The sequence below is a fragment of the Xanthomonas sp. NCPPB 3959 genome, from assembly GCF_056675575.1.
In genome coordinates this window covers 64,347-79,647 of record NZ_JBWWVR010000008.1, presented here as the reverse complement: position 1 = coordinate 79,647, position 15,301 = coordinate 64,347, and the positions used below count along the sequence as shown (strand labels likewise).

Here is a 15,301-nt window from a genome sequence, read left to right as displayed (position 1 = left end):
GTGGTCCTGAAAGAGGTTGCCGCCAGGTGGCGGCGCGGCACAGCGGCCCCGAACCGGCCTTTTAGAAAGACCGGTGCTCATGGGTGCGATGCAGCGATGAATCAGTTCGACGCGGTGCGCTTGTCCGAGGTGGGCACCATCGCCACGGCCTTGGCATCGACCGGCATGCCAGGCATGAAGATCTTCTGCACGCCGTCGACCACCACGCGGTCGCCAACGACCAGTCCCTTGCGCACGATGCGCAGACCATCGGCAGTGCGGCCGAGCTCCACATCGCGCCGCTGCGCCTTGCCGTCCTTCTCGACCACATACACGTACTTGCGGTCCTGGTCGGTCAGCACCGCCTTTTCGTCGACCAGCATGGCCTTGAACTGGCCGCTGCCCAGCAATTGCACGTGGGCATACAGGCCAGGCGTGAACTGCCGCTGCGCGTTGTCCAGCACCGCGCGCACGCGGATGGTGCCGGTGCTGCGGGTGACCTGGTTATCCAGGAAATCCACGCGCCCGGCATGCGGGAAACCCTGCTCGCCGACCAGGCCGATGCGCACCGGCAACTCGCCGCCACGCGCGTCCGGACGCTCGCCATCGCGGGTCATCTGCGAGTAGCGCAGGAAGGTGCCTTCGTCGGCATCGAAGTAGACGAACATCTTGTCCAGCGACACCAACGTGGTCAGCACACTGGCGCTGTCGCTGGCCGTAACCAGGTTGCCGGCAGTGACCAGTGCACGCCCGGCGCGGCCGTCGATCGGTGCGCGCACGCGGGTCCAGTCAAGATTGAGCTTGGCGGTATCCACCGCAGCCTGCGCGGCCAGCACCTCGGCATCGGCCTGGTCGCCAGCGGCGCGACGCTGCTCCCAGGTTTCGGTGGAAATGGCCTGCTGCTCAGACAACTTGCGCGCACGTGCCGCTTCGCTGCGGGCCAGGTTGGCCTGCGTGCGGGCACGCACCAGCGCCGCATTGGCGCGTGCGAATTCGGCACGGTAACTGCGGTCATCGATGCTGAAGAGCACATCGCCCTTCTTCACTTCGGCGCCTTCGACATAGTTGACCTTGTCGATATAGCCGGACACGCGCGGGCGCAGCTCGACGCTTTCCACCGGCTCGATGCGGCCGCTGAATTCGTCCCACTGGCTGATTTCCTTGCTCAGCACCGGGGCGACGCTGACGCTGGGCGGCGGCGGTGCACCGGTCTCGGCGGCCTGGCTGCCGCAACCGGCCAACACGATCGCCAGTACGGCGCCCGTCAATACGGTACGCAAGGGAAAACGGAACGGGGTGGCGTTCGTAGTCATGGGGAAATCTCTCGGGTGGGGATGGGGAAATGCAGACCAGCCAGCCGGTCCGCCGACGGAGCGGCATGCAGGCGACGACTGACGGTCACGACAGGTTGTCCGGGCTGGCCAGGCCCGACGATCAACGACACGGCGGCGCGACCGACATCCACGGCGCGGATCCACTCCGGACACGCATCCTTGGCACGGCCGGGCGTACACACCGGTTGCTCGATCGACAGCAGGTGGACACGCACGCCCAGCGGCTTGGCTTCTTCGTGCAGCACCTGGGCGAGCATGCGGGTGGCCGCAGCGGCAATGGAAATATCGCCATGCGCGGCCCAAGCGCGCAGCGGGCTGCCGAGCAAGAGATAGCGGCCGCCGCCATCGGCCTCGCTCAGCAGCGGCAACAGATGGCGGGCAGCAGCCAGATGCGGCAGCACGTCGCGCTCCAGGCGGCGACGCAACGCGGTGACCGGGCGGTCCAGCAAGCGGCCGGCCTTGAGCGGGCTGCCCAGGCTGGCGATCACTGCCGTCAACGGATGTGGGCGTTGCGCCAGTTCGGTCGCCAGCGCCTGCGCGGAGGTGTCATCGGCCACCGAGCCTTGCAGGGTGTCCAACAGGGGAGAGTTGCCATGCTCCGCGCGTAGCGCATCGAGCTTGGCAGCATCGCGTCCAATCACGAGTACCCGCATGCCGGCGTCGAGCAGCGCGGCGACGATACCGGCGCCCACGTTGCCCGCGCCACCGATGACAGCCGTCTCGGATTGAACCATCCCATTCATGGGACTTTCACTCCCGACATCGGGACAATTCCGCTCTGCATCCAGCGCTCGGGCAGTCCAGCCCGTTTGGCCGGCGCACCGCCGGCCTGACGCTTCGGCGACGCTGCGAATGTGCGCGAAACACCGGCACGCGGGCTTTTCGCCGACGAAATCACTGGATCGAAGGCACCTTCAATCGCGTTGCGTGAGGTGGAGGACAAACCGAAAACGTCGCACAACCACATGGCCGTGCTCCTGCATGGAGGGGATGACGTACAAGTTAGGCCTCAAAGCAGGACTTGATTAGTCCTGATTTAGGGGAATAATCGTCCCGTAAGCGGTCCAATCCTCCTGACCCCCTGGAAGGCACCCCCATGATCCACGATCTCAACGACACCCTGATCTTCGTCAAGGTGGTCGAGCAAGGTAGTTTCATCGCCGCCGCCAACGCGCTCGGTCTGCCCAAGACCACCGTCAGTCGCAAGGTGCAGGAACTCGAAACCCGGCTCGGCGCGCGCCTGCTGCATCGAACCACGCGCCGGATCGGCCTGACCGAAGCCGGCTCGGTGTATCACGAACATTGCCAACGCATCGCCCGCGAACTGGAAGAAGCCGAAAGCGCGGTCGGGCAATTGCAGTCAGGCCCGCGCGGCTGGTTGCGCTTTACCGTGCCCTACTCGCTCGGCATCACCTGGATCGCACCGTTGCTGGGCGAATTCCATGCGCAATATCCCGAGATCCAGCTGGACATGCACCTGGGCAACGAAAAGCTGGACCTGATCGGCGGCGAAGCCGATCTGGCGCTGCGTGTCGGTGCGCTGCCGGATTCGAATCTGGTCGCACGCAAACTCGGCAGTCTGCGCACGCAGGTCTTCGCCAGCCCGTCCTATATCGAACGCTATGGCGAACCGCTGCATCCGGACGAGCTGCAGTTCCATCGCACGCTGGCACTGCGCAAGAACCGCAACGTGCACAACAACCGCTTTTTCTGGTCGCTCAGCGACGGCAGCGACGTGCGCGACTTCCCGGTCAATCCGCTGATGGTGGCCAACGATCCGGCCGCGCTCAACGGTGCAGTACTCTGCGGCGAAGGCCTGCTATTGACTGGCGATGTAATGGCCAAACCGTTCGTGCAATCGGGCCTGGTACGCCGCGTGCTCGCTGGTTGGACAGGCCCGGAGGTCGACTTCAACGCAGTGTTTGCCGGCGGCCGCTTGGTCTCGCCAAAAGTGCGCGCCTTCGTGGACTTTCTGGTCACACGGATGAACTTCGACGCCGACTACATGATGGCGCAGTGCCCGGCACGGTTGGCAGCGCAGAAAGCAGACAACGATGCGAAAGTGGAGGTGGTCACAGAGGCGAAATTGCGCGCCGAAGGCAAGCGCATCCTGGAAAACGTCACCGCGTAATACCGAATCAAGCAGCCGCCCAACGGAGTAACCCTTCTCCCTCCGGGAGAAGGTGCCCGAAGGGCGGATGAGGGTACGGTTGCACGTTTAGACGCAGTCAACATTTAGGTCAAAAGCCTAGCTACAGGTCAAAAGCCGAGTTAGTCGAGGGCGCGGTGCCCTCACCGCTCGCGGGACACGCCGCAAGTACGTCCGTGTAGGCTCGGTGGCGGCATCCATGCCGCCACACGGTCCCGCAATCGGTGAGGACACCGCACCAGAGAGTCTGCAGGCTATTTCGTTGAAAGCCTGCCTGTGGTTTGGCTTGCGCTGAGAAGCTGATCGGACACGCAGTCATTCAATCAACGCACGTCATATCCTGCTTGCAACCATATACACCGGCAATCTCGACAGGCCTTGCCCGCCCACCGTCGCGGGACCTTACGCGGCATGGATGCCGCGTAAGAGCCTACACGGACGTACTTGCGGCGTGTCCCGCGATGATGGGCGGGCAAGGGCCCTGCAGCAAACCCGCAGATCAGCCGCTCTGCAATTGATCTATCCGCACTGTCCAGTCACTACAAGACAATCGAGATGTCGATTCGTAGCGTCGTTTAGATGCAATCAAATTCTAAGTCACAAGCCGAGTCGGTTGAGGGTGCGGCACCCTCGCCAGACAGTTGGCAAGTTGCTTTATTGAAAACATGCACACCGACCATCTCGACCGGTCCTTGCCCGCCCACCGTCGCGGGACCTTACGCGGCATGGATGCCGCGTAAGAGCCTACACGGACGTACTTGCGGCGTGTCCCGCGACGGTGGGCGGGCAAGGGCCCTGCAGCCAAGTCTCAGATCAGCCGCACTTAACCAACAAAATCCGTAGCGCAAAAAAAACAGGCCGCTTTCGCGACGTGTTTTTTTTGACATCGCGGTTTCGTCAATCGACTCGCCGCGATCCACTGCGTCAAACTCAACGCATACCCGTGTTGTTACCAGTGCCCTCAGAGCGCAGCGGAATCAAACGGATTTCCACGCGACGGTTCTGTGCGCGACCGGCATCGGTGTTGTTGTCGGCGATCGGGTAACGCTTGCCGGCACCCATCGTTTCCATGCGCTCGCGCTGCACGCCTTGCGCGGTCAGATATTGCGCAACTGCGCCGGCACGCTCTTCGGACAGACGCTGGTTCACCGCATCGCTGCCGACGCTGTCGGTATGACCCACCACTTCCACCATGGTCTGGTTGTACTCGCGCAACGTAGACGCCACACCATTGAGCGCGCTGTAAAACTGCGGCTTCAATGCCGACTTGCCGAAGTCGAAGGTGATGCCATCGGGCAGGTTCAAGGTGATGTTGTCGCCCTGGCGCTGCACTTCGATACCGGTGTTGGCAGTACGCTCGCGCAGCGCACGCTCCTGACGATCCTGGTACTGGCCCACGGCCGCGCCACTCAACGCGCCGATACCTGCGCCGACCATCGCGTGCTGACGGCGTTCGGTGGCGCTGTCGCCGGTGAGCAACCCTGCAGCGACACCAATGGCGGTACCGATCAGCGCATTGCGGCCGGTGCGGTTCTGCTGTTGGGTCTGATCGCCGTACTGGTCGCGCTGCACATACGAGCCGCCGGTCGCGCAAGCGGACAGCGCAATGGCGCTGGCCAGGGCAACGGCCAGACTCTTGGTAGCTGCTGGGGACATGGTGTTCTCCTGTGGCCGGACCATCCGGCACTCAATCGTGTCGGCGAGGATAAACAGACCAACGCGACTGGCACATGATGAAAGCGGCCGCAGATTGCCTGCGACAGGTACTGCATTCAGGAAAACGGTTCCGGTTATCCCCGCGTCTTCGCATACGCCGCCAACGCCGCGTCGCGGCCTTCGGCCAAGCCAATGATCGGCGTGCGCGGGTACTCCGGTGCGAATCGCGCCAACGATAATGGAGACAACCACGGCGCGAAACGCTCCTTCACCGCAAGCTTGCCCAGCTCCGGCACCCAGCGTGTGATGTAAGCCGCCTGGGGATCGAATTTCTCCGCCTGCGTCACCGGATTGAACACGCGAAAATACGGCGCCGCATCGGCACCGGTACCAGCGACCCATTGCCAACCCAAGGTGTTGTTGGCCAGGTCCGCATCCACCAGCGTGTCCCAGAACCAGCGCGCCCCTTCGATCCAGTGGATGCGCAAATGCTTGCACAACAGACTCGCCACGATCATACGCACACGGTTGTGCATCCAGCCGGTGTGCCAGAGCTGACGCATGCCGGCATCGACGATCGGAATGCCGGTGCGGCCGCGCTGCCAGGCCTGCAACGCGACCGGGTCGACCTTGGCCCAATCGAAGCCTTCGAAGCGCGGATTGAGATTCTGGTTGGTTGTATCGGGAAAGTGATGCAACAAGTGGTACGCAAAATCGCGCCAGCCCAACTGGCGGATGTAACCATCGATCTCTGCGCTGTTGCGCGCGTTGCGGTTGGCTTCCAGCGTGCTGGCGATCCGCCATGGCGCGATCTCGCCGAAATGCAGATGCGGCGACAGCTGCGAGGTGCCGACCCGATCGGGCCGATCGCGGTTTTCGCGATAGCCCGACAGCGCGCCGTCGATGAAAATCTCCAGCATCTCGTGCGCCCCGGCCTCGCCAGGCTGCCAGTGCTCCCAGAAACCCTGATCCCAGTCCAGCTTCGGCACTAACTCCAGCGTCTCCAGCGCAGCGCTTTTCAACGTCGCAGGCAGCGCTGGCAGGCTGCGTGGCGCAGCAACTGCAGCGGGCAACTGCAGTTGCGTGAGTGCGTTGCGCCAGTACGGAGTGAAGACCTTGTACGGGCCGCCCTGCTGCGTCGACAACTGCCACGGCTCCATCAACAGCGCGGCATTGCAGCTCTGCACCTCGACGCCGCGCTCGCGCAAGCTGCGCTTGATCTGCGCATCGCGCGGTTGGGTGGCCGGTTCGTACTTGCGGTTCCAATACACCGCCACCGCACCGGTCTGGGCGATCACCTCATCCAGCACCTGGGCGCTGTCGCCCGCGCGAATCACCAGGCCGCTGCCGAGCGCGCGCAATGCAGCGTCCAAGGCAGCCAACGAGCGATGCCGCCAACTGCGCGAAGCGGCACCGGGCGTCCACTCGCCTTCTTCGTGCGGCGCATCGATATACAGCGGAATCGGGGCATGCCCGGCATCCAGCGCAGCGCGCAAAGCCGGGTTGTCCTGAAGGCGCAGATCGCGACGGAACCAGACGATGGCGTAGGACATACGAACTCGGCAGCGACGATAGGGCTGCGCAGCATAAGCCAGCAGGTGCAACGATGGCGCGATGCAGAGGCGAGCCCCCCCTCGCCCGTCTGAGAGCAGCCAACAAACCCTCTCGAACGCTGTAGCGATGGCGGTAACGTGTTGGCCACGCTCGCCTTCGTTGACGAGTGAACTGATGTCGGGAATGGCAGCGACATCGATCGGATCGAAAGGCGCCGATCAGACCGCACCGCATCGACCGGCCGCATGCACTGCTGGCAACCATGCACACCGATGCTCTTGACTGGTCCTTGCCCGCCCACCGTCGCGGGACCTTACGCGGCATGGATGCCGCGTAAGAGCTTACAAGGATGTACTTGCAGCGTGTCCCGCGATGGTGGGCGGGCAAGGGCCCTGCAGCCAAGCCACAGATCAACCGCTCCACACCTGATCTATCCGCGCTGTCTGACTACTCAAGACAACCGAGTTATCGAGTCATCGTGTCGTGTGGATGCAGTCAAAAGCTGAGTCGGTCGAGGGCGCGATGGCCTTACCGTCCCTGGGGGCTCGGTGGCGGCATCCATGCCGCCACACGGTCCCGCAAGCGGTAAGGCCATTGCGCCTGCCAACATTGTCGTGGACTGACGGGAACCACAAAGCCGGCCGCACCCGCCTTACAGTGAACGTGGTCGGTTCTGTCAGCGACACTAAACGCAGATCCGCTTACTCGAAACTGCCCACCGAATCGTGCGCCAGATTGTCGAAACGGGTGTATTCGCCGAAGAATTTGAGCTTGCACGAGCCGGTAGGACCACCGCGGTGCTTGCCGATGATGATCTCGGCCAGGCCCTTGTCCGGCGAGTTTTCCTTGTTGTAATAATCGTCGCGGTAGATGAACACGATCATGTCGGCGTCCTGCTCGATTGCGCCGGATTCGCGCAAGTCGGCCATCACCGGGCGCTTGTCGGTCCGCGTTTCCAGCGAGCGATTGAGCTGCGACAACGCAATCACCGGCACATTGAGTTCTTTGGCCAGTCCCTTGAGACCACGCGAAATCTCCGAGATTTCGGTCGCGCGGTTTTCGCTGTTGCCCGGCACCGACATCAGCTGCAGATAGTCGATGACGATCAGGCCCAGATCGTGCTCGCGCTTGAGCCGGCGGCACTTGGAGCGCAGCACTTCCGGCGACACGCCCGGCGTGTCGTCGATGAAGATCTTAGTTTCCTTCAACATCTTGATCGCACCGGTCACGCGCGCCCAATCCTCGTCTTCCAGCGCACCGGTACGCAGGCGCTGAGCGTTGATGCGGCCATTGGACGAGATCAAGCGCATCGCCAGCTGCGAGGCCGACATTTCCATCGAAAACACCGCAACGCCTTTCTTGGACTTGATCGCGGCGTATTCGGCAATGTTCAACGCCAGCGTGGTCTTGCCCATCGCAGGACGTGCGGCCAGGATGATCAGATCGGTCGGCTGCAGGCCGGCGGTCATCGCATCGAAATCGGTGTAACCGGTCGGCAGGCCAGTGATGTTGCCGCCGTTTTCGAAACGGTTACGCAGCTCTTCGAACGCATCTTTCAAGGCGCCCGGCATCGCCACGAAGTCGGTGCGCCCGCGTGCGCCGGCTTCGGCGATCTTGAACACCGCTTTTTCCGCCGACGCCAACAGCTCCACGCTTTCGCGGCCTTCCGGCTGGAAGCCATCGTTGACGATGGTGGTGCCGACCTCGATCAGCTGCCGCAACACCGCCTTGTCGCGCACGATTTCGGCATAGGCGGCGATGTTGGCCGCCGACGGCGTGGTGCTGGCCAGCTCGATCAGATAGGCGCCATCGGCCACCTGCTCCAGCTTGCCTTGCGATTCGAACCATTCGCCCAGCGTCACCGCATCGAACGGGCGGTCTTTCTCGTTCAACTCGCGAATCGCGCGGTAGATCAGCCGGTGGTCGCGGCGGTAGAAATCGTTGTCGGTGAGCTGGTCGTTGACCCGGTCGAACGCCTCCGGCGCCAGCATCAACCCGCCAAGCACAGCCTGCTCGGCCTCGACCGAATGCGGCGGCACACGCAGCTGGTCCAGCCGCGGCTCGGGACGATCGTAATCGTCGTCGTCGCGATCGCGATTGCGTTTGGAACGGAAACCAGGACGAGCGGACATGGACAAACAGACCTGACGCTAGGGAGACGAGGGCAGGAAGCATAGTCATCGACGGCGTCGACGACCATGCACAACTCTGTGGATAACCGGTGCACAGCCGGTGCATCACGTTCTACGCGCCGGCTGTCGCAGCAGCCGCGACCCCTGCCCCGCCTGCGTTTTGGCCGCGTGGCCGGGTCCGCCCGGCGCAGTGCGTCAGGCGGACCACATCACCTACGACTCAGCGCTTGAGCTGCTCGATCAAGCCCAGGAACGAGTCGATAAAGCCCTGCAGAAACGCGCGGCTGTCGGCGTTGGCGATCTGATCGTCGGCACCGAACAAGCCTTCCTTGTACTGCAGGAACACTTCCGGCTGGCCGAGCACATGCATGTTCAGATACGACAGCACATTGCGCAGATGCTGCTGCGCGGTCGCCGTACCGATCGCTCCGACCGAGATGCCGACCACCGCCGCCGGCTTGCCGGAGAACGCGCTATCGCCATACGGCCGCGAGCCGGTGTCGATGGCATTCTTGAGCACGCCGGGGATCGAACGGTTGTATTCGGGGGTCACGAACAACACCGCGTCGGCGGCACGCACCTGCTGCTTGAAACGGGTGCCCTGAGCCGGGAAATCCGCATCGTTGTCCTGGTTGTACAGCGGAATATCGCCGATCTCCAGATACTCGAACACCGCCTTGTCGCCGGCCAGGTGCTCCAGCGCGCGCGCCAACTGGCGGTTGTAGGACGCTGCGCGCAGGCTGCCGACCAGGACGGCGATGGTGATCTTGCTCATGGGGGACGCTCCGTGGAAACAGGGCCCCACCCTACCCAGCGCGATGCTCAGAGTCGGTGAAGTGCCGCCCGGCACCGGGCGATCAACCGCAGATGCATGCACACGGCGGCGTCTCAATCTGCAAGGCGTTAACGCCCCTACCCGGCCTGATGTCCGAGCGGCAGCTTCAAGCGTCAGAAACAACTCGGCAACGGCAGCGCGGTCTCGAACACCGCGCAATGGTTGGTCGCCGCGCGCAAGATCAACACGTTGACCGAGATCAGCGCGTCATCGCCGCCCGCTGCGCACGCCAGTGCGCCTGCCAGGCCTGGAACATCAGCACTGTCCACAGATGCGTATGCCATTTGCGCTCGCCGCGGTTGAAGTCGCGCCACAGCCCGGCCACGGTGTCGGCAGCGAACACACCCTCGCGCTCCAGCGTGCCGTGCGCCAGCAGATCGTCGGCCCAGCCGTTCAGATCGCCGCGCAGCCACGCGCTGACCGGCGCGCCAAAGCCGCGCTTGCCGCGGTAGACCATCGGGTCGGGCAGATAGCGGCACAGCACGCGCTTGAGCAGGTATTTGCTGACCCCGTCGCGGTACTTCAACGACAACGGCAGCGACCAGGCGAACTCTGCCACGCGCCAATCCAGCAACGGCGCACGCGCTTCCAGCCCCACCGCCATGGTGGTGCGGTCCACCTTGCACAGCAGATCGTCGGGCAGATAGGCGGCGAAGTCGGCCAGCATCATCGCGTCGGCCGGTGTGCCGGAGCCATGCAACGGGTCGGCCAGGCTGTAGAAACTGTCGGGTTCGGTCGCGCCCAGCACCACCGCGGCCGGGTCGCGCCAGCGCGAAATGCGATTGCGATAAATATCCCCGATGCCGCGTGCGCCGGCTTCGGCTACCAGCGCGGCCAGACCACCGGTGCGCGAGGATTCGCCATTGCGACGCGCCGCCAACGCCATCAGCTTTCGCAGCGGGCCCGGCACCAGCCCATGCATGCGCCAATTGCGCAGCGCGCGCTGGTAACGCCCGTAGCCGAAGAACAACTCGTCGCCACCGTCGCCGGACAGCGCCACCGTTACCCGGCCACGCGCCAGCCGTGCGACCAGTGCAGTGGGCACCTGCGAGGCATCGGCAAACGGCTCGTCGAACATGTCCGGCAAGCTCGGCACCACCGCCAAGGCGTCGGCACCGCTAACGTAGAGCTCGGTGTGGTCGGTGTGCAGGTGCGTGGCCACTTCGCGCGCCAGCGGTGCTTCGTCGTGGTGCGAGCCTTCGAATCCGATGCTGAAGGTGTGCACCGGCTGGCTGCTCTGCGCCTGCATCATCGCGGTGACGATCGACGAGTCGGTGCCGCCGGACAGGAATACGCCCACCGGCACATCCGCCACCATGCGCAGCGCCACCGCATCGCGCAGCACCGCATCGAGTTGTTCTTCGGCCTGCGCGTCGCTGCCGGTGAACGGCGCAGCCAGGGCGCGCTGCATCGCTTCGCGCGCGTTCCAGAACGGTTGCTGCGCCTGATCCGGCCGATGTGCCGCCGCGCCGGCCGCCACCGCCTGCGCATCCAGCCGAAGCACCCGGCCGGGCATCAGCTTGAAGGTGCGCTCATGGATGCAGGCCGGCGCCGGGATGTAACCCAGCCGCAGCAGCAAGGTCAGCGCATCGCGGTCCACGCCGTTGTCGAAATCGGGGTGCTGCCACAGCGCCTTGAGTTCAGACCCGAACACCAGCGTGTCGCCGGCCCAGCCGTAGTACAGCGGCTTCTTGCCGACGCGGTCGCGCGCCAGCGACAGGCAGGTGTCGCGTTCGTCCCACAGGGCGAGTGCGAACATGCCGTTGCAGCGGGTCAGGGTGTCGTCCAAGCCCCACTCCACCACCGCAGCCAACAGCACTTCGGTATCGGAGTGGCCACGGAAACGATGCCCGAGCGCCGACAGGGCCGCACGCAGCTGCGCGAAGTTGTAGATCTCGCCGTTGTAGGCCAGTACGTAACGGCCGTCGGCCGAGCGCATCGGCTGATGGCCGAGCGGCGACAGATCCAGAATGCTCAGCCGCTGATGCGCCAGCGCCACGCCCGCCTGTGCATCGCACCAGGTGCCAGCATCGTCGGGCCCGCGATGGCGCAAGGCCGCACCCATCGGCCGCACCAGCGCGTCGAGCTGTTCGCCATGCAGGCGCGGCGACGCCAGCAGCAGTCCTGCCAATCCGCACATCGTCAGTGCTCCTGCAGCTTGCGCATCGCGCGCGCGCCGCTCATGCCGGCACCGAGGCGGATGCAGGCGCCGGCATCGCGATGAAACCGGGCAAGGCCTGCACGCGCTGCAGCCAGGCGCCGATCGCCGGCCAGCGTTCCAGATCGAAGCCGCCGTCTTCGGCGCAATGGGTGTAGGCGAACAGCGCGATATCGGCGATGCCGTACTCGCCACCGGTAAACCAGGCGTGCTGCTGCAGATGCTGTTCCATCACCGCCAGCGCCTGCTCGCCACGTGCGCGCAGCTGCGGCAGTTCGGCCCGGCGCGCCGCATCGCGCGGCGTCCACAGGCTGATGAAACGCGCCACCGCCACATATGGCTCATGGCTGTACTGCTCGAAGAACATCCAGCTCAAGGCCTGCGCGCGCTGCCACGCGTCGGTGGGCAGGTAGGGCGTGCCTTCGGCCAGCCAGAACAGGATCGCATTGGATTCGGTCAGCACACGGCCGTCGTTGCGCTCCACCATCGGCACCTTGCCGTTAGGATTTTTGGCCAGATACTCGGGCGTGCGGGTCTGCCCCGCGGCGCTGTCGACCTCGACCCAGTGATAGCGGCTGCCCAGTTGCTCCAGCAACAGCCGCACCTTGTAGCAGTTGCCGGAACTGGACATGCCATGGACGGTCAACGGGGGACGCACGGTCGACATCAAGCTGGCTCCGCGGCAACAACGAGGGGGCTGGCAGTGTCACAGCCCGGCGCATCTTTGCAAAGCCCTGCCGGATTGCGCGACACAGCCGCACAACGGTTACCTGGACCGATGCATCTACTGGCGGGCGCGCCAGCGCTGACGAGTACGCAACGCAGACCATGCCGACACGTCCGCAGTGTGACCAGGGCATCCGATTGCCGCATGCCGAAGCCGCAGACGGCTCGGCACACCGCCGCCGACACGATGGGATGCAAGCGCAACGTGTCAGTACATCGCCACCAAGGCTACCGGCACACCCAGCACCGCAATCAGCACGCCCAGCGCCGACAGCGTCAATGCCACTGCGCCGAATGCGCGTGCACGCCCGCAGCCGGCCGCACCCGCCACCGCCTGCACCGCGCACACCGACCACCACAGCACGCCCAGCATCAGCAACAGCGCGCACATCGCCAGCTGCGCCACGCCGGCCGGATCGCTTGCGCCGGTATGCAGCAACGCAATATTGCCGGCGAGTGCGACCAACGCCGCGAGCAGGCAGACCAGCCACGGCAAGGCGCAGCCCAGCACGGCCGGCAACAACCGCCCGACCTGCGCCACGCACCCCATCCAGCGCAGCACCTGCCTGAGCAACACGCAGCTCAGCACGGCGATCGCCACCACCGCCAAGACACCTAGCCCCTTCGCCCACCACGGCAAGGCATGCAGCCCCATCCATGCCGACAACAGCGTGGCCAGCGCAAACACGCTCCAGGCGCTCCAGCGCAAACCGGCCTGCTGCGGCATGCGCTGCGCGGTGGCGTATGGATCGAACACCATCCCGCCCAGTCCGCCGCCGCGCCACCACACCAGGCACGCCAGCAGCAACACGATCAACACCAGCAGCCCGGCCGCCGGATAGCTCAGCGCACTCCAGTCGGCCTCAGGCCTGCGCCGCTGCGGCTTGAAATCGTGATTGAAGTACAGCAGGTCGCGCGCACGCTCCATGTCGGCCGCTGCGCGCGCCACGCCATCGGCGGGGATGCGGTCGGTGAACCGCTGCCATTCGCCCACGATGACGATGCGCCCATCGTGCATGGAGACCGTGCGCGAGAACCGGAACCACGGGTTGGCGACGATCTGTTCTTCCGGTTTCACCCGTATCACCGGATCGGTCTGCACCCGTACGGTCTGCCGCGCCCGTTGCGGCCCGCCCAGCGCCAATGGCCGCTTGCGCGCCTGTTTCGGCAAGGCATCCATCCACTCGCCGAGCTGAAACAGCGGGAAGCCGACCTCGTCGCCCTCCTCTGCCGGCCACTCCAGGCGATAGGTTTCGTGCGTGCGCACATCGAGCGCATCGGCATCGTCGATGCTGGGTAAGTCGACCTGGGTCAGCGCGGTGTAGTACTTCTGCATGAACTCCAGATAGTGCTCACCAACCGTTTCTGCGCCATGGTCTTCGAAGCTGGCAGACACGCGATCGCCGCGGCCTTGGCGATAACGCGTGTCCACGGTAAAGCTCGCCACGCGCTGCGGTTTGCGCAGTGAGATCGCCACCTCCTCGTTCACTTCGATCTGCGGCAGCGTCGGCATCGGCGATGGCACTGCGACCAATCCGCTCTGCCCGGCCAGCACCGGCAACCCGCGCACGAACGGCAATGGCCGGCGCTGGGCCAGCGCGCCGTCTTCGCGATCGCGCGTGGCATCCACCCAGACCTCGCCCTGCGGCAGATGCGCGCGCACCACCACATGATCGAACGCGTAGGGACTGGGCAGCCGTGCATCCAGGCCATGGCCCTGGTCGCTGTTGACCAGCACCGGTTCGGCGCGAATGCCGGCCAGTTGCAGCAGCGCGATCAACAGCGTCGCCTTGTCCTTGCAGTCGCCATAGCGATTGCGCAGCGTCACTTCCGGTGCGTGTGGCGCGTGCGAGTTCTCGCCCATGTCCAGGCCGACGTAGCGGATCTCGCCCTGCACGAACGCCACCGCGCGCAACAACGCATCCTGCGGGTCGTCGCTGCGCAGTTGCAGACTGCGCACCATGCTGGCGGCAACCTGCGCATCCTTGAACGCGCGCGGATACAGCTGCGCTGCCCATGCCGCCACCGCTTCCCAATTGCCGGCGGTGGAGAGTTCGATCAAGCCATAGGCATCGACATCGTCCGGCGCGTCTTTTTCTTCCTGCACTGCTGCGATATTGCGTGCGGCGATCTCCAGCGAGGCCACCTCACCGGCGCGGCTGACGTTGCGGCTGAAGCCCGGCGCGCTCACCCGCCACTGCAACGGCATGGCGGCGGGATACCGCACGCGCACGCGGCGCTCGCCCAGCGCCACGCCATAGCGCGCCTCGAACACGTCGTAATAGCCCTTGCCGAACACCGGATTGCTGCCGGTGGTGGTCACGGCATAGTCGACCCGGTCGCCGACGCGCAGGTCCGGCAAGGTAATCGACAGCGTCAGCGCGCCATCGATCAAGCCTTGTTCCAGCCCGCTCTCGCGACGCAACCTGGCGTAGTGCGCCCGACTGCGCATGTCGATGCGCTTGCCGTCGCGCCAGACATCCAGGCTGTTGAGTTCCAGGCGCTGGTATTGCGGCTGGTAATCGATGGAAATCTGCCCGGCTTCGTCCAGGCTTTTGGCGCGCTGCACGCTGTAGCTGAGCCGGCGATACGCCTGCGGCGCGGCGCCGGTGAGATCGATCTGATCGGACACCAGCTCATAACGCATGCCATTGGCGCCAGGCACCTTGTCGGGCACTGCATCGGCCACCACCCAGGCCGGCGGCGGCGCCATGTTCGGCGCCTCGTTGGCCTGCACCGGCGCGACCATCGCGATGGCAGCGATCACACACAGCATCC

11 protein-coding genes are annotated in these 15,301 nt (G+C 64.9%); 1 reads left to right on the top strand and 10 read right to left on the bottom strand.

The window, feature by feature from the left end; translation table 11 throughout:
- Positions 1–101: 101 nt before the first annotated feature.
- From AC1KVG_RS11015 to AC1KVG_RS11005, 3 genes are read right to left on the bottom strand one after another with little or no spacing between them, the layout of a single operon-like run.
- Entirely contained in the window at positions 102–1,292 is a 1,191-nt protein-coding gene (locus tag AC1KVG_RS11015; RefSeq protein ID WP_481094428.1) for an efflux RND transporter periplasmic adaptor subunit, read from the bottom strand.
- Complete coding sequence (locus AC1KVG_RS11010) at positions 1,289–2,056, bottom strand: SDR family oxidoreductase (protein WP_481094427.1); 768 nt, start codon at positions 2,054–2,056, stop codon at positions 1,289–1,291. The genes AC1KVG_RS11015 and AC1KVG_RS11010 overlap by 4 nt, the downstream gene beginning before the upstream one ends.
- Entirely contained in the window at positions 2,053–2,280 is a 228-nt protein-coding gene (locus AC1KVG_RS11005) for a hypothetical protein (RefSeq protein ID WP_481094426.1), read from the bottom strand. Before AC1KVG_RS11005 ends, AC1KVG_RS11010 begins: the two co-directional genes overlap by 4 nt.
- 129 nt (positions 2,281–2,409) lie before the next feature.
- Here AC1KVG_RS11005 and AC1KVG_RS11000 point away from each other — a divergent pair, with 129 nt between their 5' ends.
- Positions 2,410–3,444: an XC_2801 family transcriptional regulator gene (locus AC1KVG_RS11000; RefSeq protein ID WP_023903516.1), complete on the top strand. Its 1,035-nt coding sequence runs from the start codon at positions 2,410–2,412 to the stop codon at positions 3,442–3,444.
- A 948-nt stretch (positions 3,445–4,392) separates the two neighbouring features.
- On the opposite strand, the gene AC1KVG_RS10995 is transcribed toward AC1KVG_RS11000, so the two are convergent.
- From AC1KVG_RS10995 to AC1KVG_RS10965, 7 genes are all read right to left on the bottom strand, one after another.
- Positions 4,393–5,118, bottom strand: coding sequence for a YiaD family glycine zipper/OmpA-like lipoprotein (locus tag AC1KVG_RS10995; protein ID WP_180315857.1), 726 nt, complete (start codon positions 5,116–5,118; stop codon positions 4,393–4,395).
- A 134-nt stretch (positions 5,119–5,252) separates the two neighbouring features.
- Positions 5,253–6,671, bottom strand: a complete 1,419-nt coding sequence (locus AC1KVG_RS10990) for a cryptochrome/photolyase family protein (protein ID WP_481094425.1) — start codon at positions 6,669–6,671, stop codon at positions 5,253–5,255.
- A 702-nt stretch (positions 6,672–7,373) separates the two neighbouring features.
- Positions 7,374–8,804: a replicative DNA helicase gene (locus AC1KVG_RS10985; protein ID WP_006451927.1), complete on the bottom strand. Its 1,431-nt coding sequence runs from the start codon at positions 8,802–8,804 to the stop codon at positions 7,374–7,376.
- A 220-nt stretch (positions 8,805–9,024) separates the two neighbouring features.
- Positions 9,025–9,579 carry an NADPH-dependent FMN reductase gene (locus tag AC1KVG_RS10980; protein WP_268212076.1) on the bottom strand — a complete coding sequence of 185 codons (555 nt, stop codon included), beginning with the start codon at positions 9,577–9,579 and terminating at the stop codon, positions 9,025–9,027.
- Positions 9,580–9,838: 259 nt separating this feature from the next.
- Entirely contained in the window at positions 9,839–11,779 is a 1,941-nt protein-coding gene (asnB, locus tag AC1KVG_RS10975; RefSeq protein WP_481094424.1) for an asparagine synthase (glutamine-hydrolyzing), read from the bottom strand.
- Between the two features lie 40 nt (positions 11,780–11,819).
- On the bottom strand, positions 11,820–12,464 hold the full coding sequence (locus AC1KVG_RS10970; protein ID WP_481094423.1) for a glutathione S-transferase family protein: 645 nt from the start codon (positions 12,462–12,464) through the stop codon (positions 11,820–11,822).
- A gap of 267 nt (positions 12,465–12,731) precedes the next feature.
- Positions 12,732–15,299, bottom strand: a complete 2,568-nt coding sequence (locus AC1KVG_RS10965) for a DUF3857 domain-containing transglutaminase family protein (protein WP_481094518.1) — start codon at positions 15,297–15,299, stop codon at positions 12,732–12,734.
- Positions 15,300–15,301: the final 2 nt, after the last annotated feature.